This window comes from Actinomadura scrupuli (assembly GCF_050971785.1).
Classification (GTDB): Bacteria; Actinomycetota; Actinomycetes; order Streptosporangiales; family Streptosporangiaceae; genus Actinomadura_E; species Actinomadura_E scrupuli.
On sequence record NZ_JBPCCU010000008.1, the window covers coordinates 179,684 to 200,680 of the forward strand.

The window sequence follows — 20,997 nt, forward strand, 5'->3', positions numbered from 1 at the left end:
TCCCGTTCGGCGGACCTCGCCTGGCCGTATATGTGCCGCGTACCTCCGGCATCGGGGGTGATGACGTATTAGCTGGAAATCGGTCCGCACTGCCCTGGCCGGCGGTGGGAAATCGACGGAGAACTGCGCGCGGGACCCTAGACGAGGCCGGCGACCCGCCGTATCCGTATGGTCCGGTCCGTGCCGCCGCTGGCCAGGAGCCTGCCGTCCGGGCTGAACGTCACCGCCCGGACCCCCTCCGTGTGATCGGTCAGGGTGGCGAGCGCCCGTCCGGTGGCCGGATCCCACAGGCGCACGGTGCCGTCCTCGCCGGCGCTGGCCAGCAGTGCGCCGTCCGGGCTGAACGCCAGGGCCATGACGTCGTCGGTGTGTCCGAGGAGGGTGCCGCCGGCCGCCACGGCGTACGGATCCCAGAGCCGTACGGTGCCGTCCCAGCCGCAACTGGCGAGCCGGGTGCCGTCCGGGCTGAACACCACCGACGTGACCGGCCGGGTGTGCCCGTGGAGTCTGCCGCCGGGGCGGCCGGTGGCCGGATCCCAGAGCCTGACGTCGTCGCCGATTCCGCCACTGGCCAGGAGCGTGCCGTCCGGGCTGAACGCCACCGAGAAGACACGGTAGGGGTGGGCCGCGAAGCTCGTGACGAGCCGTCTGGTGACGGGGTTCCAGATCTTGACGTGCCCGTCGCCTCCGCCGCTGGCCAGGAGCCTTCCGTCAGGGCTGAAGGTCACCGAGTCGGCGTGGTCGGTGTGACTGATGCTCGCCGCGACGGTCCCTAGGTGCCGGAGGCGTCCGGCGAGCGAAGGTCTGCCCATCACGGCGGTGGCACGTCCACCGGCCAGATCCCACAGCCACACGTTGCCGTCCCAGTTCCCGCTGGCCAGGAGGCCGCCGTCGGGACTGAACCGCAGTTCGTGGAAGTAACCGACCGCGTACTGCTCGGTCAGGGCCCCGAGAGGACGCCCGGTGGCCGGATCCCACCACCGGATCGCGAAATCCACACCGGCGCTGACCAGCATGGCACCGTCAGGGCTGAACGCCAACGCCTCGATCAGGCCGCCATGGGTGGCGGTGATGACGTCCCCGTCCTCGATCACCGGGCCGGATCCGGTGAGTCCCGGGGAGGTGAACGGCCTCTCCTCCGCGAGCCGTGCACCCGCGTGCGCCTGCCAGTACTCCAGGTCCTCGTCGATCGCCAGGGTCTCGGGGTGATCGCGGCCCAGCACCCGTGAGCAGTCGGCCACCAGCTCCGCGTGTTCCGACACGGCCCGCGCCACGTCCCCGGCCGCCCCATGCCAGTACGCCAGCCTGCGCCGGACGAGCAGCGTCTCGGCATGGTCGGGGCCCAGCACCCGCGTGCAGTCGGCCAGCAGGTCCTCGAGGATGGTCACGGCCCGCGCCGCGTCACCCGACCTCCCCACCGCGCCCGCGAGGGCCCGCCGGACGAAACGGGTGTCGGGATGTTCGGCACCGAGCACCCGCGTGCAGTCGGCCAGCAGGTCCGTGTAGTCGGCCGCCGCGCCCGCCGTGTCGCCCTCCCGTAACCGCGCGGACGCCAGATCGCGCCGTACGCGCAGCGTGGCGTCGTCATCGGCGTCGAGCGCGGACAGGAAGTCGGCCAGCAGTTCCGTGTAGACCGCGACCGCGCCGCCGCCGGTCGTCCGGCCCGCCTTCAGGCCCCAGTAGACGACGGCGTGCCGGGTCCTCAGGGTGTCGGCGTGCTCAGGGCCCTGCACCCGCTGCCGATGGGCGAGCAGGTCCTCGAACATGGCCAGTGCGCCCGCCGGGTCGCGCCCGTCGACGCCGCGGTGGTAGGCGAGCCGGAACCGGGCCTCGAGCGTCCTCGAGTGATCGGAGCCGAGCCTCCGCGCACAGTCGAGGACCGCCTGTTTCAGCGCGACCTCCTCCTCCGCCGGCTTCGCGTGGTGGCGGCGTGACACCGCCCACGGTCGTACGGATGCGGGCGCCCCGACGTCGATCGCCCATGTTCGTACGGCTCCGTCACCGTCACCTGCCACCAGGAGGCGGCCGTCGGGGCCGAAGGCCACCGTCGTGACCTCGGAGTCGGGTCCGGTCAGCGTGGTGACCGCCTGGCCGGTGACGGGGTCCCACAGCCGTACGGTGCCGTCCTTGCCGCCGCTGGCCAGGAGCGTGCCGTCGGGACTGAACGCCAACGCCGTGACGTCGTCGGTGTGACCGGCCAGGACGGCGGCGGTCTCCCCGGCGGGCACATTCCACAACCACACGGAGTGCTCACCGCCACCCCCGGCGAGGAGGGCTCCGCCGGGGCTGAAGGCCAGCGCGCCGACCGGCGCGTCATGGCCGGTGAGCGTGGCGAGGGTCTCCCCGGTGACCGCATCCCACAGCCGCACGACGCCGCCCACGCCCGCGCTGGCCAGCCGCGCGCCGTCGAGGTCGAACACCACGACGTCGACGTAGCTGGTGTGGCCGGTGAGCGTGGCGACATCCCGTCCGGTGACCGGATCCCACAGCCGCACGGTGCCGTACCGGCTCCCGGTGGCCAGCAGCGCGCAGCCGGGGGCCAGGGCCGCACTGGTCACCTGGTCGGTGTGGCTCAGCATGGAGGCGTCGACCTGATCGGCGGCCGGATCCCACACGTACACGGCGTTCTTCCGGCTGCCGCAGGCCAGCAGCTCGCCGTCAGGGTCGAACGCCAGGACGCCGGCGGGGACGGAGTGCGCACCGCGTCCGGCGGCCCCGCGTCCGGTGGCGGTGTCCCACAACCGGATCTTGCCGTCCGAGGCGGCGGTGGCCAGCAGGGTCCCGTCGGGGCCGAACGCCAGCGCCGTGACGCCGCCCTTGTGGCCCCTGAGGGTGCCAACGAGCGTCGCGGTGACCTTCTCGTTCCGTAGCAGGGCGCCGAACGTACGGGCCACCGCGGCGGCGTCCCCGGGACGTTCGTCCGGGGCCTTGGCCAGCAGGCCGCGCAGGTACCGGTCGAGGTACTCGGGAATCTTCGGACGGAGCGACCGCGCGCTCGGCGGGTCGGCGACGAGGTGCATCGCCATGAGGGCGAGGGGGTCGTCGGTGGGGAACGGCGTCCGGCCGGTGAGGAGCTCGAACAGGGTGCAGCCGAGGGCGTACAGGTCGGCGCGGCCATCGACGGGCTGGTTCTCGATCTGCTCGGGCGAGGTGTAGGCGAGCGTGCCCAGGCGGGTCCGGGTCGTGGACAGCCCGGCGGTGGCCCCGTCGAGCCAGGCGATGCCGAAGTCGCAGATCTTCACCCGCCAGCCGGGCGGCTCGGTGACCGGCTCGATGACGCCGTCGGGGCCGGCCACCCATCGCGCGTCAGCGGTCTTGACGGCCATCACGTTGGCGGGCTTGACGTCGCGGTGGACGATCCCGGCGGCGTGCGCGGCGGCCAGGCCCTCGGCGATCTGCCGTCCGATGGCGAGCACCTCTCCGACCGGCATGCCGTCGTGGTGGCGGGCCAGGACGGCGGTGAGGTCCTCGCCGGCGATCAGTTCGAGGACGAGGAACGGATGGCCGTCGTGTTCGCCGCTGTCGAGGACCGCGGTGATCGCCGGATGGTCGAGTTGCACGGTCGCCGCGATCTCCCGCCGGAAACGCGCCATCGCCCGCTCACGATCGGAGCCGGACGACCACCCCGCCAGGACGACCTTGACGGCCACCTCCCGGTCCAGCACCCGGTCATGCGCCCGCCAGACCTCGCCCATGCCACCGCGTCCGAGCCGTTCCTCCAGCCGATACCGGTCGGCGAACTCCTGCCCGGCGCGCACGGCGGCCCCCAAATCACCTTCGGCGGCGGGTCGGCCGCGTCACGAAACCCCAACGCACACCATGCATCAGCGCGGGATCCCCGGTCCATACACGTTTTGTCGGCGATAATGGGACGCGACTCGGGGTGTCGCAACGGGGACGAAAAGGGCGACTGCGGATGCGGGTGCTGGGTGACCGGTACGAGCTGATCGAACCACTGGGTCGGGGCGGCATGGGCCAGGTCTACCGGGCACGCGATCGCGCGCTCGGCCGCCTGGTGGCGGTGAAGGTCCTCCCGGCGGAGCTCAACGAGCATCCGAAGTTCCGTGCCCGGTTCCGCCGGGAGGCGCACGCGGCGGCGTCACTGTCCCACCCGTGCATCGCGATCGTCTACGACCGGGGCGAGGACGACGACGTGCCGTACCTCGTGATGGAGCTGATCACCGGCGGCACCCTCGCGGAACTGCTGCACGAGGAGGAATTCCTGCCTCCCGACCGAGCGCTGCGGATCACGGCGGACGTCCTGGAGGCGCTGGAACACAGCCACCACAAGGGCGTGGTGCACCGCGACCTCAAGCCCTCCAACATCATGATCGACAGGAGTGGCCGGCAGCCCAGGGTCAAGGTGATGGACTTCGGCATCGCCAAGCTGCTGTCGGACACGATGACGCAGCTCACGCCGAGCGGCTCGATGGTCGGCACGCTGCACTACATGTCGCCGGAGCAGATCCGCGGCCTGCCCGTCGACGCGCGCTCGGACCTGTACTCCCTGGGCTGCGTCCTGTTCGAGCTCCTCACCGGCAGCCCGCCCTTCACCGCGGACCTGAAGGCCGCCGTGCTCAACCAGCACCTCAACAAGGAGCCGCAGCCGCCCTCGGCCGCACGGCCCGGCCTGCCCCCGGCCTGTGATCCGCCCGTCCTGCGCGCCCTGGCCAAGGACCCCGCCGACCGATACCCCGACGCCACGGCCATGTACACCGCCCTCCAGGCCCTCCTCGATGAAGGTGTCCGCGACACGGCGGCCCGCACCGGACGGCCGAGCCGGCGGCACACCGTCCCGGACCCGCCGACGCCCGTCCTCCCGGACCAACCCTCCGCACACCCGGCGGATTCCGTCACTCCGCCAGATTCCACGCCGCCTCACACGCCGGTGACGCCGGCCGCACCCGCCGGTCCGGCGGCCGTCCCGGCGGCACCCGCCGGTCAGGGAGGGACCGCCGTCGTTCCCCGGGAGCCCGAGGGCGTGGACGCGGCGAGCGCTCCCGGCGGCCCGCCCGGGCCGGACGGTGGACCGGCCGCGCGGCAACGTGAACTGGCGCGGGCCGTCGCCCACGCGCACATCCGCGCGGTCACACGGGTGACGTGCTACGCGCTCGCCCTGGTCGCCCTGCTTCCGGTGGCCGGGCTGTCGTTATCCTGGTCCGGGCCGTTCGACCCCCGATGGCTGACGCTGATCGTCGGACTCCTGCTCGCCACCGCCTGGGCGGGGCTGACCATCCCCAGGGACCCTGGGGCGCTGGGCCGCACCGCCGTTCACCTGCTCGCGGCCGCGACCGCCGCGACCCCCGTCGCCATGGTGTTCGCGCCCACCTGGTGGAATCTGCCACTGGTCGTCGCCCTCGGAGCCGGCGGCCTCGTCCTCTGGGCGCTGGAGCTGAAGCGCCCCGACACGACCCCTGCCAGGGGCGAGGCGGGGATCCGCCTGGCCGGCGTCGCGGCGACCTCCGCCCTGGCGTGGCTGGCCACCCTCGTCGGAGTCGTCGGCCTCCCGGACCTCTCCCGGGACGCACCTAGGGTCTCCACGACCGGCGAGCCGTTCGCCGAACTCTCCGACCCGACCCGGACGATCAGGGTCTCGGTGCCGAAGACGTGGCGGCGAAGCCCGCAGACCACCTGGAATCCCGCCGCATCCGGGATCACCGACCGCGCCGGCCGCCCCGCCCTGTGGGCCAGCACCGACCCGGCCCGATTCCGTAGGCCCGAGCACGACAATCCCGGGATCTTCATCGGCCTGACCCGTTCCACCGTCGTCCCCCGGCATTCCGCCGCCGACCACACCGGCTCCTGCACCAGGGGGACCGAACGGAGGGAACGGCTGCACTCCCTCAACGTCGTCATCGTCCCGTGGACCTCCTGCACACGAGGCACGAAGACCATCACGGAGATCGGCCTCACCGACCCCGGCGGAAGGTACGCCGCCTGGATCAGGCTCAAGCAGACGGCAGGCCGACCCGACCTCACCGACCGCATACTCGCCGGCGTCCGGCTCACGCCACCACCGCCGGACTGACCTCGGGCCGGGTGGTGCGCGGGGTCATCCCCAGATCTTGACGACGGAGCCGCGTGCGGCGCGGCCGCCCTGCGGGTCCTGGCCGGTGACCGGGCCGCTGAACGGGCGCCCGTGGCGTTTGGCCCGCAGGCCGGCAGCCTTGAGGGCCGCCACAGCCCGGTCATAGGTCTGTCCGACCACGTTCGGCACCGTGACCTGGTCGTCCTGCACTCCGTCGCGGGTGCCGCCGGGGGCGGCGGGGCCACCGTCCAGGACGGGCTGCCCATCGCGGCAGACGATGACCATCGTGACCTGGCGACCGCCTCCCTGGAAACGTACGGTGACCCGGTCGGCGGGTCCTCGGCCCGCGTACCCGGTGCCGTACCCCTGTGCCGGCGTCCACGAGATCAGGTAGGCGGAGCCGTGGTCGCAGCGGGCGATGACGTCGCCGCCTGCCGAGGCCAGGCCGCGGGTGACGCCGCCCGCCTGCGGCGCGGTCGTCCGGGGGGCCGGGCCGGCGGCGACCGGGGGTGAGACCGAGGAGAGGGGCGAGGACGCCGCGGACGGGCTCTGGTAGGGCTGGGCAAGGGCACGCTGCACGTCGGCCGAGGTCATGGGCTGACCGGCCCGGTCGGTGATCCCTTCACCGAGCACGGTGATGGCCACCGCGCCGGCCGCCACCGCGGTGCCCGCGGTGGCGGCCCAGGTCGCGAAGACGAACAGCATGCGGCGGTTCATGGGCAGCGACTGTGCCATGACCAGCCCTAAGAAACGGCTAAGACCGGAAATATATGCAGGTAAGTCGCACGAATTCCGTCATACAGGCCGGAGCGGGACGGTTAGCTTTGGCCCGTGATTCAACTGCTGCTGATCGAGGACGATCCACCCGTGCGGAGCGCGTTGGTCCGGGCGCTGTCGGAGCGCGGGCACGTGGTGTCGTCCGCGCCCACGGCGATGGAGGGCCTGCGCCGGGCCATGGAGACGCACCCCGATCTGGTCGTGTTGGATCTGGGACTGCCCGATCTGGACGGCTGTGAGCTGCTGCGGATGCTGCGGGCGGTGAGCACGGTGCCGATCATCGTGGCCACCGCCCGCGACGACGAGCGGACGATGGTTCAGGTGCTGGACGCCGGTGCGGACGACTACGTGGTCAAACCGTTCGGCGCCGGGCAACTGGAGGCGCGCATCCGTGCGGTGCTGCGTCGTGCGGAGGAGGGGACCGGCGGGGAGGACGAGGTACGGATCGGCGGGCTGTGCGTGCGCCCGAAGGCGCGGGAGGCGGTCTTGGAGGGGCAGGTGCTCGAACTCTCGCCCAAGGAGTTCGACCTGCTGCACTACCTGATGGCCCGGGCGGGCCAGGTCGTCTCCAAGCGCGAGCTGTCCACCGAGGTCTGGCAGGTGCCCTACGGCGGGGCGGACAAGACGATCGACGTCCATGTCGCGTGGTTGCGCCGCAAACTGGGGGAGACCGCCACCGCCCCGCGCTACCTGCGCTCGGTACGCGGTTCCGGCATCAAGATCGTTGAACCGTCCAAGTGAGATGGCGCATCACACTGCTGGTGGCGGCGACCACCTCGCTGGTGCTGCTGGCGTTCCTGGTGCCGCTCGCCCTGCTGGTCCGGGACGTCGCGGTCACCAGGGCGATGGCGACCTCGACGGTGCGGGCCCAGTCACTGGCGCCGGTGGTGGCGAGCGGCGACAGGAAGACCGTGGAGGTCGCCGTCCAGCAGATGCAGTCGTGGAGCGACGCCTCGCTCACGGTGCTGTGGCCGGACGGCACCACGACCGGCGCCGCGGCCCCGCGTGATCCGGCGATCGAGCTCGCGACCCGTGGCCGCAGCCTCACCGTCGACGCCAACGGTGGGCAGGAGATCCTGGTCGCCGTGCAGGGCGGCCCGGAGGGTACGGCGGTGATCCGCAGCTTCGTCCCCGACCATCGGCTCCGCCGCGGGGTCGCGCAGGCCTGGACGATCCTGGCGCTGCTCGGAGTCGGACTGCTGGCGTTCGCGCTCCTGGTCGCCGACAGGCTGGCCCGTTCGCTGGTCCGGCAGATCTCCGCGCTGGCGCGGCTGTCGCACCGGCTGTCCCGCGGCGAACTGGACGCCCGGGTGCCCGTGGCGGGACCACCCGAGATCCGCGACGTGGGCGCCGGCCTCAACCACCTCGCCACCCGGATCGAGGACCTGCTCGCCGGCGAACGGGAGTCGGCCGCCGACCTGTCACATCGGCTGCGCACGCCGCTGACCGCCCTCCGTCTGGAGGCCGAGGCGCTCCGCGATCCCCAGGAGGCCGAACGGCTCACCAACTCGGTCGACGCACTGGAGCGCACCGTGACCCAGCTCATCAAGCAGACCCGGCAGCCCGCCCGGCACCGCGGTACCAGCTGTGACGCGGCCGAGATCGTGACGGACCGGGTGGCCTTCTGGTCGGTGCTGGCCGACGAACAGAACCGTGAAGTGAACCTCACCATCCCGACGCGCCCGGTGCCGTCGGCGGTCGGCGGCGAGGAACTGTCGGCGTGCGTCGACGCGCTGCTGGGCAACGTCTTCGCGCACACCCCCGAGGGAACGGCGCTGACCGTCACGCTGGAGGGACCCGACCCTGCCGTCCCCGGCTCACCGGTACGCCTGGTCGTGAGCGATGACGGCCCGGGGTTCCGCGACGGGTATCTGCTGAACCGGGGCACCAGCACGGCGGCCTCCAGCGGTCTCGGCCTGGACATCGCCCGCCGCACCGCCGAATCCTCCGGCAGGGCGATGTACCTCGGGACCTCCCCGGCCGGCGGGGCCCAGGTGCTGGTCGAACTCGGCACACCACCGTCCCGGCCTTAGCAGTGTCTTAGCCGCACCACAGCCCGCCGTTATCGGTGCCCTCGGCATCCTGGCGTGCCGGGGATCGGAGGTCGGCACGTGGCGGTGAGACGGCACTCGCGTGAGGGGTCTGGTCTTCCGCGGAGTTCCCCTTCGGCTCCGGACATCCGGCGCAGGGAGACGGCAGCCTCCCTCCTCGGCCACGCCGCACCGGCCTGGCTCATGGTGTGGGACTTCAGCCGGCGTGCCTTCCACTCCTCCCGGCTGTGGAAGCCCCCGGGCGGGACGCGGCCCGCCGACCCGCGCTCGATCCGGGCGCTGCGGGCCGCCGAGATCGCCCGCGACCGGTACCGGCCCCGGCCCGCCTTGTCCGGGGTGACCCCCGGTCTCGGCGTCTCCAGGCCGTACGCCGTCGTGTTCTGGTCGGTGTCGGTGCGGTGCTGGCCGCGCCGCGCACGCTCCGGCGGCCTCCGGGTCCCGCCTGCCGCAGGCGGCTCGGTCGTGTCTCTCGAGAGGTCCGGCCTGAGTCGATCCGATGATCCGGCGTGCCCTCGCCCGCCGGACCACGGCCCACCGAAGCCTTACTTGCGGCTTATCGGTGGCTTAACCACACCTTAGCCACCGGCGTGGCAGCGTCAGATCTTGATGATTCGCCGCGCGGCAATGCTCCTGCGGCGAGGCGATGACGGGGACGGTACATGGGAGGGGATGGCCGTCCCCCTATCAGGGGGGCGGCGGTCAAGCCGGGCTGCCGCCCCCCCTCCACGTGTTCCAGCATCGGGCGGCCCCCGGCCATGCCATGATCGAGTTCTGCGTAGGGAGGATGAGCCGATGCTCGATCATCTGTCGATGCAGTGTGCCGATCTGGCCGCCAGCGCCGCCTTCTACGACGCCGTCCTGGCTCCGCTGGGCGGGGAGCGCATCATGGACTTCGGTGACGCGATCGGGTACGGCGTCCCGCCGATGCCGACGTTCTGGATCGGCCGCCAGACCAACGGCGACGGTTTCCGGGAGTCGCACGTCGCCTTCTCCGCGCCCGACCGGGCCGGCGTACGGGCCTTCTTCGACGCCGCGACCGCCCACGGCACCACGGTTCTCCACGAGCCCCGGCTGTGGCCCGAATACCACCCCGGCTACTACGGAGCCTTCGTCCGCGACCCGGACGGCAACAACATCGAGGCCGTATGCCACCGGCCGGAGTAGATCGCCGACGTGGTGAGACCGCGTACCGGCCCACGGCGGGCTCGCGGAGGCGGAAGAGCTGATCGCCGGCCGGGACCGGCGACACGGCTGCTTCTGGTGCGAGTGGCCGCGGAGCCCCGACGATCCTGGGAGCGGCAGGGCCAGGAAGCACACGATCCACGGGGATAACGTGGTCGATGTGAGCGAGAACAACATGCTCGGCGACTACCTGCGGGCCCGCCGCGAGCTCGTCCGGCCCGGCAGCGTCGGGCTGCCCGCCACCGGGACGCGGCGCGTCGCCGGTCTGCGGCGCGAAGAGGTCGCCATGCTCGCCGGGATCAGCTCGGACTACTACCTCCGGCTCGAGCAGGGCCGGGACCACAACCCCTCGATCCAGGTCCTCGAATCGCTCGCGCGCGTGCTGCTCCTCGACCAGGCGGCCACCGACTACCTGCTGAGCCTGGGCACGCCACGGCCCCGCCATCGCCGGCGCCGCCCCAGGCGCGAGACCGTACCGGCCGGCATCCGGCAGCTGCTCGACGTCCTGGGCCTTCCCGGCTTCGTCGAGGGCCGGTACTTCGACGTCCTCGCCGCCAACGGCCTCGCCCGCGCGCTCTCGCCCAACCTGCGCGAGGGGCAGAACCGGCTCCGCGCCGTCTTCCTCGATCCCGCGGAGCAGGCGCTGTACCCCGACTGGGACCAGGCGAGCGCCCGGCTGGTCGCCGGCTTCCGCGAGTCCGTCGGAACCGACACCGACGACTCGCGCTTCGTCCAGCTCGTCGGGGAACTGTCCCTGGCCAGCGAACGGTTCCGGCGGCTCTGGGCCCGCCACGACGTCCATACCCGTGAGGGGATGCCGACGCTCATCCGTCACCCTCAGGTCGGGGAGCTCACCCTCCGCCGCGAGAAGCTCGCCATCGGCGGCGCCGAGGGTCAGCTGCTCGTCGTCTACCACGCCGAACCCGGCACGAGCAGCGCCGAGAAGCTGGCTCTGCTCGCCTCCCTGACCGCCCCGGGCACGCCTGGATCCTCGGGGGATGACGTGCGGCCCGGCCCGGTGCCTCAGGGGCGTCTGGACGACCTGCAGGAGTAGCCGGAGTCTTCGGGGGACGAGGGAATCCTCAGGTAGCCGGGGTCCGGCCGGTACTGCGAGGCGTCCAGGGTGGGGAAGGCCTGCGCGAAGGTCCGGTCCCAGGTCCTGCCGCCGACCCATTCCTTCACCAGTTCGAACACCCGCTCGCACTCTTCCGGATAGCCGCGCGGCATTCCGACGCCGTAATAGCTCGTGGCGCCCTGGGAGTCGTCGGCGAGCAGCAGTTTGAAGTCGTCCGGAAGATGCCTTTCCAGGACGATCCGGTCGCTGAACACGCCGACCGGCGAGCCAGGGGCCTTCGGCGCGCGGCGTACCCGGTCGAAGCAGGCGGGGAACTCCCGCTCCTCCACGGGCGAGGGAGACCCGGACGGCGACTTCTGCTCGGTGTTCGAGCCCCAGGCCGTGCAGATGACCTGCGTCCGCGCCTGCGCGAAGGTCGTCAGGCGGCTGGACTCCGGCACGGCGATGGCCTGCCTGGTCTGCATGTACGGGCCGACGAACGCGACCTGTCTCTCCCGGTCGGCGGTGATGGAGTAGGTGCTGATGATGAGCTGTACCGCGCCGCTCACGAGCTTGCTCTCCCTGTCCGCGGCGGTGACGAAGACGGGCTTCGGGTTGAGCTTCACGCCCAGCCGGGCCACGAGGAAGTCCCGCAGCGCCCGGTCCATGATGCCGGGCTTGACGGGGGCACCGTCGTCCGTCGACGGGTCCCGGATCCCCACAGTGATCGTTCCCACCAGCAGCCGTCGCTGCTCCGCGTGCAGGGCGATGGCGACGGCCGCGACGATCAGGACGACGCTGGCCGCCGCGGCGGCGGCCAGCGCCCATTTCGTCCGGGCGGAGAGCGTCAGAACCATGCGGCGGGATAGAGCCAGCTCGGCCACGTGGCGTAGACGGCCCGGGACACCGACAGGTTCATGACACAGCTCCGGTCCTTCTCGTTCGTCACCCGCACGCGCAGCCGTACGGCGTGGGGCGGTGTCGTGAAGTCGACGGTGACCGGCCGGCCGGGCTGCAGCCCGCTCCGCACGGTCCGGCGGTTGCCCTGCTGGTCCAGGGTGACCTCGAGCCGGGTGCCGCCGTTGGGCACGCAGTTCTGCTGGTGCGGGTCATGGTCGCTCACCTGGAACACCACCGTCAGGTGGTCCCGCGATCGCGGGGAGCGGATCTCGACGGTCGCGGTGAAGTCGCGGTCGGTCTTCGGCACCGGGTAGCCGAGTCCGGTCGACGGCTGCTGGACGCTCACCCGGTCGAGGACGTCCAGCGGGCCGTTGCCGCGGTAGAGCCAGATCGCCCCGCCGGCGAACAGGGCCAGGACGGCCGCGGTGGGGAGGGCGATCGCGATCGTGCCGAGGCTGCGCCGGTCCTGCTCGGGCCCTTCGCCCTCACCCCTGCCCTGGATCAGGGCGGTCACGATCGCGATGGTCATACCGATCGCCGCGACCAGGTTGGCCTCCTGGGAACCCTGCGCCAGGAGGAAACCGATGGCACAGAAGGTGATGAACAGAATGACGGTCGCGGGCCACGCCTTCGGCCAGACCTCGCGCGCATGAGTCCAGAACCGGCTTGTGTCCCGCCATCTCCTGAACCGTCCGAGGGGAGTCATTCGGCCAGTCTTGTCCACCGTGTGTAGCGATACGGGGACTGTGTGGAAATAGGCCAGGCTCGGCCAACCGGTTCCTGGCCGCGGGCTCGGTCAGGTAGCGGCCTTCGCCGTGTCGTACGCCTCCCGCGCGGCCAGGATCTCCGGGACCTGGGCCTCGACCCAGCGGGCCAGTGCCCACACCTGCCGGGCGGCGTCCTCGCCGAGCGGGGTGAGGGAGTACTCGACGCGCGGCGGGATCACGGGGTGCGCCTCGCGATGGACGAAGCCGTCGCGCTCCAGGGTCTGCAGCGTCTGGGCGAGCATCTTCTCGCTCACCCCGCCCACCCGGCGGCGCAGCCGGCTGAAGCGGTGGGTGCCCTCGAGCAGCGCGCCCAGCACGAGCACCCCCCAGCGGCTGGTGACGTGCTCGAGCATGACGCGCGAGGGGCAGGTGGCGACGTTGACGTCGGGTGCTTCTCGTACGACACTGCCGCTTACGTCCATGCCAGTACCTTACTTCAAAGTGGGTACTAACCATAGAGGCTGTACCACTCATAGGGTTAGTTCCCGTCGGGCCCAAGACCCACGAGACCCAGGAGTGGACAGAGCATGAGCATCGTTGTCACCGGCGCCACCGGGCAGCTCGGCCGCCTCGTCATCGACGAGTTGCTGGCCGAGGTTCCCGCCGCCGACGTCGCCGCCGTCGTACGGGACGCCGGAAAGGCCACCGGCCTCGCGGCGCGCGGCGTCGAGCTGCGGATCGCCGACTACAACGCCCCCGAGACGCTGGCCGGTGCCTTCGGGGCCGGTGACACGGTGCTGCTGATCTCCGGTAACGAGATGGGCCGCCGCACCGCCCAGCACACGGCAGTGATCAAGGCGGCCCAGGACGCGGGCATCGCCCGGATCGCCTACACCGGCGTCCTGGGCGGCCCGGCGGCCGACTTCGCGCTCGCCGACGAGCACAAGGACACCGAGCAGGCCATTCTCGACTCCGGTCTGACCTACACCTTCCTCCGCAACGGCTGGTACACCGAGAACTACACCGCCCAGATCCCGGTCCACCTGGAGCACGGTGTGGTCGGCAGCGCCGGGGATGGAAAGGTCGGCTCCGCCACCCGCGCCGACTACGCGGCCGCCGCGGCCGCCGTCCTGACCGGCGAGGGCCACGAGAACAGGGCGTACGAGCTCAGCGGTGACGTGGCGTGGGCCCTCCCCGAGTACGCGGCCGAGCTGTCGAGGCAGTCCGGCAAGGAGGTCGGCTACCTCGACGTGCCCGCCGAGACGTTCAAGGGCATCCTGGTCGGCGCCGGCGTGCCCGAGCCGTTCGCCGACATCCTGGTCGACGTCGACGTGGCCGGGATCTCCCGCGGGCTGCTGGCCGGTGGCAGCGGCGACCTCTCCCGCCTCATCGGCCGCCCGACCACTCCGCTCGCCGACACGATCGCGGCGGCGCTCAAGGGCTGACATCCCGCCGGCTAGTGGAACTGGGGCGCGGCGCGGGCCGCGGACAGCGCCTCGCCCAGCGTGGTGAACACGGGCAGGTGGTGGTGGAGTCCGGTGATCTGGAGCAGCCGCAACGGCGCACCGGCGGGGCCGGCCACCGCGACCGTCGCGCCGGTGGGCAGCGCCTGGGTGTGCGCGTCCATGATGACCTGCAGGCCGGTGGTGTCCATGAACGTCAGCTGAGCCAGGTCGAGGACCAGGTGAGGGCCGCGGGTCCGGCTGCGCAGGATCTGCCGTCGCAGCTGCGGGGCGGTGGACAGGTCGAGTTCCCCGGCCAGGGCGACAACGGTGCACCAGTCATGAGCGTGAGTGGACATCCTCAGCAGTTCCACAACGGATCTCCCGGTCTTCAAGGCTCCTGGTCTGATCGGCGGTCGTCACCATGCTCGCACGCCGCCGAAATCCGCCCGGTATCGCTCGGGTAAAGAGATCATGGGCATTGACCTGGGGACACGGTGGTCGCCTTGCGGAGGCTCGCGCCCACGGTCCGTCGCCCGGCACCGGCCGGCGGATCGGCGACGCCGGCGCCCGCTGACGCCGGACCGGGCCCCGCCGGCCGGGAGGCTGCCGGGGCGCCCGCCGGGTAGGTATGGCGCCATGACGGATCCTGAACGCCCGGCGGAGCCGTCGCTCCGTTCCGCGGCGAAGCCGGTGAGCGGGCCGGGGCAGATGGTGCTGATGCTGGCCGCGCTCGGCGTCGTCTACGGCGACATCGGCACCAGCCCCCTGTACGCCCTGCACACGGTGTTCTCGATCGATCATGGGGCGGTCCGCCCGACCGGCGGTGACGTCTTCGGCGTGATCTCGCTGGTCTTCTGGTCGATCACGCTGATCGTGTCGGTGAAGTACGTCCTGTTCATCCTGCGCCTCGACAATGACGGCGAGGGCGGCGTGATGGCACTGGCCGCGCTGGTGCGCCGGGTCCTCGGTGAGGTTCGTGGCAGGGCGGCCGCCGTGATGGCGCTGGGCGTGTTCGGTGCCTCGCTGTTCTACGGCGACAGCGTGATCACCCCCGCGATCTCGGTGCTGTCGGCAGTGGAAGGCCTCGAAGTGGCCGCGCCCGGCCTGTCCCACCTGGTGGTCCCGGTCGCGGCGGCGATCCTGACGGCGCTCTTCGTGGCGCAGCGGTGGGGCACCCACCGCGTCGGAAGCCTGTTCGGGCCGGTGATGGTGGTCTGGTTCGCGGCGCTGGCGGCCGGGGGGCTGCACGAGGTCATCCGGCGGCCGGGCATACTCGCGGGCCTGTCGCCCACGTACGCCCTCGCGTTCGTGCTCGACCATCCCTACATCACGTTCATCGCGATGGGGGCGGTGGTGCTGGCGATCACCGGCGCGGAGGCGCTGTACGCGGACATGGGTCATTTCGGCCGGCAGCCCATCCGGCGCGCCTGGTTCGCCGTGGTCTTCCCCGCGCTGACGCTGAACTACCTCGGCCAGGGCGCGCTGATCCTGCGTGATCCGGCGAGCATCGCGAATCCGTTCTTCCTGCTGTTCCCGGGCTGGGCGCGGCTTCCGATGGTGGTGCTGGCGACGGCGGCGGCCGTGATCGCCTCCCAGTCGGTGATCACCGGGGCCTTCTCGGTGTCGCGGCAGGCGGTGCGGCTGGGCTTCCTGCCGTACCTGCGAATTCGCCACACCTCGCCGCGGGAGATGGGGCAGGTGTACGTGCCGGCGGTCAACTGGACGCTGTTCGCCGGTGTGCTGGCGCTGATGCTCGGTTTCCGTTCGTCGGGGCGCCTGGCCACGGCCTATGGCGTGGCCGTCACCGCGACCTTCGTCATCACCACCACCCTGTTCCTGATCGTGGCACGGGCGCGCTGGAAGTGGGCCGGGTGGAAGCTCGTCCTGGTGGCGGTCGTGATCGGTGGTGCGGAGGTCACCTTCTTCGCGGCCAATCTGACCAAGGTCGTGCACGGCGGCTGGCTCCCGCTGCTGATCGCCGTATCCGTATTCACGATCATGCAGACCTGGCAGCGTGGCGGCCGGATCGTCAGCGAACGCCGTACGAAGAAGGAAGGCGCGCTCCCCGAGTTCGTCGAGGAGATCCGGGGCGCGAACGTCCTTCGGGTACCGGGGACCGCGGTGTTCCCCCACTCGACGAAGCAGACCACGCCGCTGGCCCTGCGCACGAACTACGAACACAACCACGTCGTCCACGAGCACGTCGTGATCGTCTCGGCGATCGTGCAGAACATCCCGCACGTCCCCACGGCGGAACGGATCAGCATCGATGATCTCGGCTACCGGGACGACGGCATCGTCCACGTGACTCTCGAGTGCGGTTTCCAGGACGAACAGGACATTCCCGCGGCCCTGCGGCGGGCGGTCTCGGACCTGGCGCGCCCGGGCACCGAGATCGACATCGACCCGGACGCCGCCTCCTACTTCCTGTCGCGGGTGTCGCTGTGCGTCACCGACGCTCCCGGCATGCGTCAGTGGCGCAAGAGGCTCTTCCTCGTCATGGCCCACAACGCGGCCAGCCCGGCCGAGTACTTCGGCCTGCCCGAGCCGCGAACCGTCGTCATGGGATCACAGGTCGACATCTGATCGCCCTTCTCCGCTCCATGACTGCTGATTCTGGATTCCATCAGAACCATCTGTTGGACTTCTGATCCGTGGGCGGCCACGCTGGTGAGCGTCGAAGCCCTACGGCAGGAGGAATCCATGGAGTACGAGAAGGCCATGCGGCCCGAAGACCTCACCCGCTTGTTCGTCGAACGGTCCAACGCCGGTGACGCGGCCGGGGTCGCCGCGCTCTACGAAGAGGATGCGGTGATGGCCTACCCGCCGGGCGGCCGGACGGTGGGCCGCGAGGCGATCCGCGCGCTGTGGGAGAAGGTGCTGGCCGGCCGTCCCCGTTTCGAGCCGGAGCCGTCGCTGCCGACGTTGGTCAGCGGCGACATCGCCCTGACCTCGACCCCGCCGAAGGACGGGGCGGGTGCCCGCGCGCAGGTCGTCCGGCGCCAGCCGGACGGAAGCTGGCTGCGCCTGCTCGACCAGCCCGAGTTCGTCACGCCCACGCGCTCGCAGCCGTAGCGCGGGCCCTGCGCGGCGGTGTGGCCGGAGTGGTGTTCGCTAGGTATGGACAAGGGTGTTCAGTAGCACTCTACGATGGTGCCCCGGCGATCCGTGCCGGACGCCGCTGTGATCGAAGGGCTACTGATGGATCTTGGTGACGGTCTCGGGCACCTCACGTACTCGACGCTCGTGCACGCGGGTGACACGTGGGACGAGATGCGGGAGAGCCTGGCGGACTTCGTACCGCGGGTGAAGCGGCGGGTCAGCCCTGAGGCCCCCTTCGGGGTGTCGTTGCGGCTGTCGGCCGCGTCGGCGAGCCACCTCACCGACGAGCCCGGCCGGCGGCGGGAGCTGCGGGAGTTCCTGGCGGCCAACGGGCTCTACCTGTACACCGTGAACGCCTTTCCCTACGGCCCCTTCAAGGGGCGGCTCGTGAAGGAGCAGGTCTACGAGCCGGATTGGCGGACGGAGGACCGGGTCCGCTACACGTGCCAGGTCGCGGACATCCTCGCGGAGGTGTCGCCCGCCCACGTGAACCCGAGCATCCAGTCGGCTCCCCTGGCGTTCGCCCGCAACGTGCACGGCGCGGCGGACGTCCGGCGGCTGACCCGGAATCTGCTGCGGGTCGTGGCTCACCTGCTGGATCTGGAACGGCGGACGGGCAGGCGCGTGACGCTCGCGCTGGAGCCGGAACCCGCCTGCCACCTCGAGACGACGCAGGAGACCGTCGCCTACTTCCAGCGGCACGTGTACTCGGCCGCCGGCACCGGCGCCTTCGCGGACCTGGCGGGCGTACCGATGTCGGAGGCCCATGCGGCGCTGCGCCGCCACCTCGGAGTGGTGTTCGACGTCTGCCATCAGGCGGTCGGGTTCGAGGACATTCCGGCGTCCCTCGCCGCGCTCGAGGCGGCGGGGATCCCGGTGTTCAAGCTGCAGGAGGCCGCCGCGCTCCGGGTGCCCGAGGTCACCGCGCAGGCCGTGGCGGAGCTCGAACGCCTCACCGACACCATCTACCTGAGCCAGACGACCCAGCTGCGGGACGGCGTCCTGCGCAAGTTCCTCAACCTGGAGGATGCGATCGCGGCCTGGCACGAGGACCCGGGCCCGGCAGAGTGGCGCACGCACTTCCACGTGCCGGTCTTCCTCGACCGGCTCGGGCCGTTCCACACGACCCGGTTCGCGCTGGAGGACGCGCTGCGCGTGCACGCGACGCGGCCGCAGTCGGCTCACCTGGAGATCGAGACCTACACCTGGGACGTCCTCCCCGAGCAGTTCAAGGACGGCGACATCGTGGACTATCTCTCCCGCGAGCTGGAGTGGGTGCGCGCGCGGCTGGCCGGTCAGAACGGCCGGCGGGCGGCTGCGGGGAGGTGAGCGTGGGCAGGGCGGTCCACCCCCGTGGGCCCGCCCTGCCCACCTCATCGAACTCCGGCGGCGCCCTGGGGAGGACGCCGCCCGGGCTCAGCTCTGGAGCGGCGGGATCAGGCGCTGGGCGCGCAGGGTGTCGAACAGGTCGAGGAAGGACCTCGCCGAATCCTGGTACTCCATGAACCCGTAGCGCCGGCTCTTCGACATGTCGGCGAAGGTCTCGACCTCACGGCCGAGATCTCCGTCGGTGTGCCACCAGGACGCCAGCCGGTCGACGTCGCCGGGTACCAGGCCGTACTTGGCGACGATCTTGTCCCACAGCGGCTGCCCGCCGGCCAGCCGCGGCTCCAGGGGCTGGGCGTGACCGGGGTAGGGGGCGGGCTCCACCCCGAGACCGGCCGCGACCACCGGCCACATCTGACGCCAGCGGAACACCTCACCGTTGACCGTGTTGAACGCCTGGCCGGCCGCGGCGGGGGTGGTGGCGGCCCACACGAGCTGCTTCGCGAGGAGCCGCGCGTCGGTGATGTCGGTGATGCCGTTGTACTGCTGGGGGGAGCCGGGAAAGACGAACGGAGCTCCGGTCTCCCGGCAGATACTGCCGTAGAAGGCGAGGGTGACGCCCATGTTCATCGCGTTGCCGAGCGCCCAGCCGATCATGGTGTGCGGCCGGTGCACCGACCAGGTGAAACCGCGCCGTGCCGCGGCCTCGAACAGCACGTCCTCCTGGTCGTAGTAGAAGTTCTGGTAGGGCAGGCGAGGCTGCTCCTCGCGGAACGGCGTCTCCATCGGCGTCCGGGCGTATGCCTCGAACGGGCCCAGGTAGTGCTTGAGCCCGGTCACGAGGGCCACGTGCGAGAGCTCCCGGTCGTCCTCCAGGGCGTCCAGGACGTTGCGCAGCATGGCGGTGTTGACAAGGCAGTTCTCCGCCTCCGTCGGGCGTCGCGACCACGTGCAGTAGAAGACGTGGGTGGGGTTCAGCCCGGCCAGGGCGGCCCGTACGGCGTCCGCGTCGAGAACGTCGACGGTGACGGGGTTGACGCCCTCGGGGTCGCCGGCCCCCGATCTGGAAACCCCGTGCACCGCCCATCCGGCGTCCACGAGGTACCGGGCGAGGTTGCCGCCGGAGATGCCGGTGGAACCGATGACGAGTGCTGTCCTGTCGTCCACGAGTGGTCTTCCCTTCCGCTTCGGCCGACGGCGGGTTCGCCGGCCGTTCGCACCTGCGGTCCCGTGACCCCGGGTGCGCGCGGACAGTGTGGGCCGCCGGGAAGGACATCGTCAAGTAGGAGTGAACGCATCGTGCCCCGCCCGCATCCCCGGACCGGCCGGGAGCCCCGCGCGGACGGTCGTTCGCGGGCCGGTCGGCGGAGGTGAGTGTAGTCTGTTCATTACCGCTGCACGGCTACAGGTGAAGTACGCGTGGGCCCGGTCGGGTCCGCGTGAGGGTGTCACGCGAAGGAGTCCACGGTGCCGGCAACGCCCGAGAAGCTCTCCGGCACTCCGGAGCACAGGTCACACCGTGTCCCGGCGCCGTCGTCCGAACAGGCCGCGGACCGGGAGCAGTCGGGTCCGGAGGGCCGTCGTCAGGCGCAGCACCAGGCCGTGAACGGGATGGGCGAACGGCTCCGCGCGCGGCGGACGGAGGCCGGCCTGTCGTTGCGCAAGCTCGCCCGTGACCTCGGCGTCTCGGCCTCGTTCCTCAGCCAGGTGGAGACCGGCAAGACCCAGCCGTCCGTCGCCACCCTCTACCTGATCTGCAGCAAGCTCGACCTGTCCATCGACGAGCTGTTCGCCGGACAGGGCGGGGGGCGAGAGGAGCGGCCCGACGACGCCAGGCCCGCCGCCTCCGGGGACGAGGCCGGGCACGAGGCCGGGCAGGACCCTGCGGTCGCCGGCGGTCGCCGGCGGCACGGCACGTGGCCCGCCGCCGCCGAGCACGCGCCCGCGTCCACGGCCGGCACCGCCCCCGCCGAGCCGCGCGATGGCCGCGAGTCCGCGTCGCCGGTGGTGACCCCGCAGAATCGGCGCCGCCTCGTCCTCGACTCCGGCGTCGTGTGGGAACAGCTCTCGACCATGCACGAGGCGGCGATCGACTTTCTGTTCGTCCGGTACGACGTCGGCGGCAGTTCGACCCTGGATGAGCGCCTGACCAGGCATTCGGGCGTGGAGTACGGTTACGTCATCCGCGGCAGGCTGGAGATCACTCTCGGCTTCGAGACGTACCTGATCGGCCCGGGAGAGGCGATCTCGTTCGACTCCTCCACCCCCCATCGCCTGTCGAACGTGGGAGACGAGCCGGTGGAGGCCGTGTGGTTCGTGCGGGGTCGCAACAACCTGCATCAGCAGGGTGCTGTGTAGTGACGCTTGACGGACGTCAAGTGTGATCATACGCTCCTCCAGCAATGGAGCGCGCCCGACGGCCGCC

At 71.5% G+C, this 20,997-nt stretch carries 17 protein-coding genes; 10 read left to right on the forward strand and 7 right to left on the reverse strand.

Annotated features, from left to right (window positions below):
- Positions 1-137: 137 nt before the first annotated feature.
- Positions 138-3,758, reverse strand: a complete 3,621-nt coding sequence (locus ACRYCC_RS31465) for a WD40 repeat domain-containing serine/threonine protein kinase (RefSeq protein ID WP_433817372.1) — start codon at positions 3,756-3,758, stop codon at positions 138-140.
- A gap of 158 nt (positions 3,759-3,916) precedes the next feature.
- On the opposite strand from ACRYCC_RS31465, the gene ACRYCC_RS31470 reads away from it, so the two are divergent.
- Positions 3,917-6,028, forward strand: a complete 2,112-nt coding sequence (locus ACRYCC_RS31470) for a protein kinase domain-containing protein (RefSeq protein ID WP_433817373.1) — start codon at positions 3,917-3,919, stop codon at positions 6,026-6,028.
- A 24-nt stretch (positions 6,029-6,052) separates the two neighbouring features.
- Here ACRYCC_RS31470 and ACRYCC_RS31475 read toward each other — a convergent pair whose 3' ends face one another.
- Positions 6,053-6,745, reverse strand: a complete 693-nt coding sequence (locus ACRYCC_RS31475) for a PASTA domain-containing protein (RefSeq protein WP_433817374.1) — start codon at positions 6,743-6,745, stop codon at positions 6,053-6,055.
- 114 nt (positions 6,746-6,859) lie between these two features.
- Here ACRYCC_RS31475 and ACRYCC_RS31480 point away from each other — a divergent pair, with 114 nt between their 5' ends.
- The 4 genes from ACRYCC_RS31480 to ACRYCC_RS31495 all read left to right on the forward strand — a co-directional run bounded on the left by ACRYCC_RS31480 (position 6,860) and on the right by ACRYCC_RS31495 (position 11,092).
- Positions 6,860-7,546 (forward strand): response regulator transcription factor, encoded by a 687-nt coding sequence (locus ACRYCC_RS31480; RefSeq protein WP_433817375.1) that lies wholly within the window; start codon positions 6,860-6,862, stop codon positions 7,544-7,546.
- Positions 7,543-8,838 (forward strand): sensor histidine kinase, encoded by a 1,296-nt coding sequence (locus tag ACRYCC_RS31485; RefSeq protein WP_433817376.1) that lies wholly within the window; start codon positions 7,543-7,545, stop codon positions 8,836-8,838. The genes ACRYCC_RS31480 and ACRYCC_RS31485 overlap by 4 nt, the downstream gene beginning before the upstream one ends.
- A gap of 810 nt (positions 8,839-9,648) precedes the next feature.
- Positions 9,649-10,020 (forward strand): VOC family protein, encoded by a 372-nt coding sequence (locus ACRYCC_RS31490; protein ID WP_433817377.1) that lies wholly within the window; start codon positions 9,649-9,651, stop codon positions 10,018-10,020.
- A 178-nt stretch (positions 10,021-10,198) separates the two neighbouring features.
- Complete coding sequence (locus tag ACRYCC_RS31495; protein WP_433817378.1) at positions 10,199-11,092, forward strand: helix-turn-helix transcriptional regulator; 894 nt, start codon at positions 10,199-10,201, stop codon at positions 11,090-11,092.
- On the opposite strand, the gene ACRYCC_RS31500 is transcribed toward ACRYCC_RS31495, so the two are convergent.
- The 3 genes from ACRYCC_RS31500 to ACRYCC_RS31510 form a co-directional block, all read right to left on the reverse strand.
- On the reverse strand, positions 11,062-11,949 hold the full coding sequence (locus ACRYCC_RS31500; protein ID WP_433817379.1) for a transporter substrate-binding domain-containing protein: 888 nt from the start codon (positions 11,947-11,949) through the stop codon (positions 11,062-11,064). The genes ACRYCC_RS31495 and ACRYCC_RS31500 overlap by 31 nt on opposite strands.
- Entirely contained in the window at positions 11,940-12,698 is a 759-nt protein-coding gene (locus ACRYCC_RS31505; RefSeq protein WP_433817380.1) for a hypothetical protein, read from the reverse strand. Before ACRYCC_RS31505 ends, ACRYCC_RS31500 begins: the two co-directional genes overlap by 10 nt.
- Positions 12,699-12,788: 90 nt before the next feature.
- Positions 12,789-13,181, reverse strand: a complete 393-nt coding sequence (locus ACRYCC_RS31510; protein WP_433817381.1) for a winged helix-turn-helix transcriptional regulator — start codon at positions 13,179-13,181, stop codon at positions 12,789-12,791.
- 105 nt (positions 13,182-13,286) lie between these two features.
- On the opposite strand from ACRYCC_RS31510, the gene ACRYCC_RS31515 reads away from it, so the two are divergent.
- A complete protein-coding gene (locus ACRYCC_RS31515) occupies positions 13,287-14,144 on the forward strand; it encodes an SDR family oxidoreductase (RefSeq protein WP_433817382.1) in 858 nt (285 codons plus the stop codon).
- A gap of 11 nt (positions 14,145-14,155) precedes the next feature.
- On the opposite strand, the gene ACRYCC_RS31520 is transcribed toward ACRYCC_RS31515, so the two are convergent.
- The gene (locus ACRYCC_RS31520) at positions 14,156-14,500 is read right to left on the reverse strand and encodes an STAS domain-containing protein (RefSeq protein ID WP_433817383.1); all 345 of its coding nucleotides are present in this window, start codon (positions 14,498-14,500) and stop codon (positions 14,156-14,158) included.
- Positions 14,501-14,780: 280 nt separating this feature from the next.
- Here ACRYCC_RS31520 and ACRYCC_RS31525 point away from each other — a divergent pair, with 280 nt between their 5' ends.
- The 3 genes from ACRYCC_RS31525 (at position 14,781) to eboE (ending at position 18,575) form a co-directional block, all read left to right on the forward strand.
- Positions 14,781-16,730 (forward strand): potassium transporter Kup, encoded by a 1,950-nt coding sequence (locus tag ACRYCC_RS31525; RefSeq protein WP_433817384.1) that lies wholly within the window; start codon positions 14,781-14,783, stop codon positions 16,728-16,730.
- A 117-nt stretch (positions 16,731-16,847) separates the two neighbouring features.
- A complete protein-coding gene (locus ACRYCC_RS31530) occupies positions 16,848-17,219 on the forward strand; it encodes a YybH family protein (RefSeq protein ID WP_433817385.1) in 372 nt (123 codons plus the stop codon).
- 126 nt (positions 17,220-17,345) lie between these two features.
- Positions 17,346-18,575 carry a metabolite traffic protein EboE gene (gene eboE / locus ACRYCC_RS31535; protein ID WP_433817386.1) on the forward strand — a complete coding sequence of 410 codons (1,230 nt, stop codon included), beginning with the start codon at positions 17,346-17,348 and terminating at the stop codon, positions 18,573-18,575.
- Between the two features lie 87 nt (positions 18,576-18,662).
- On the opposite strand, the gene ACRYCC_RS31540 is transcribed toward eboE, so the two are convergent.
- The gene (locus ACRYCC_RS31540; RefSeq protein WP_433817387.1) at positions 18,663-19,739 is read right to left on the reverse strand and encodes an SDR family oxidoreductase; all 1,077 of its coding nucleotides are present in this window, start codon (positions 19,737-19,739) and stop codon (positions 18,663-18,665) included.
- A 300-nt stretch (positions 19,740-20,039) separates the two neighbouring features.
- Between ACRYCC_RS31540 and ACRYCC_RS31545 the strand changes: the two genes are divergently transcribed.
- Complete coding sequence (locus ACRYCC_RS31545) at positions 20,040-20,930, forward strand: helix-turn-helix domain-containing protein (protein WP_433817388.1); 891 nt, start codon at positions 20,040-20,042, stop codon at positions 20,928-20,930.
- Positions 20,931-20,997 lie beyond the last annotated feature (67 nt).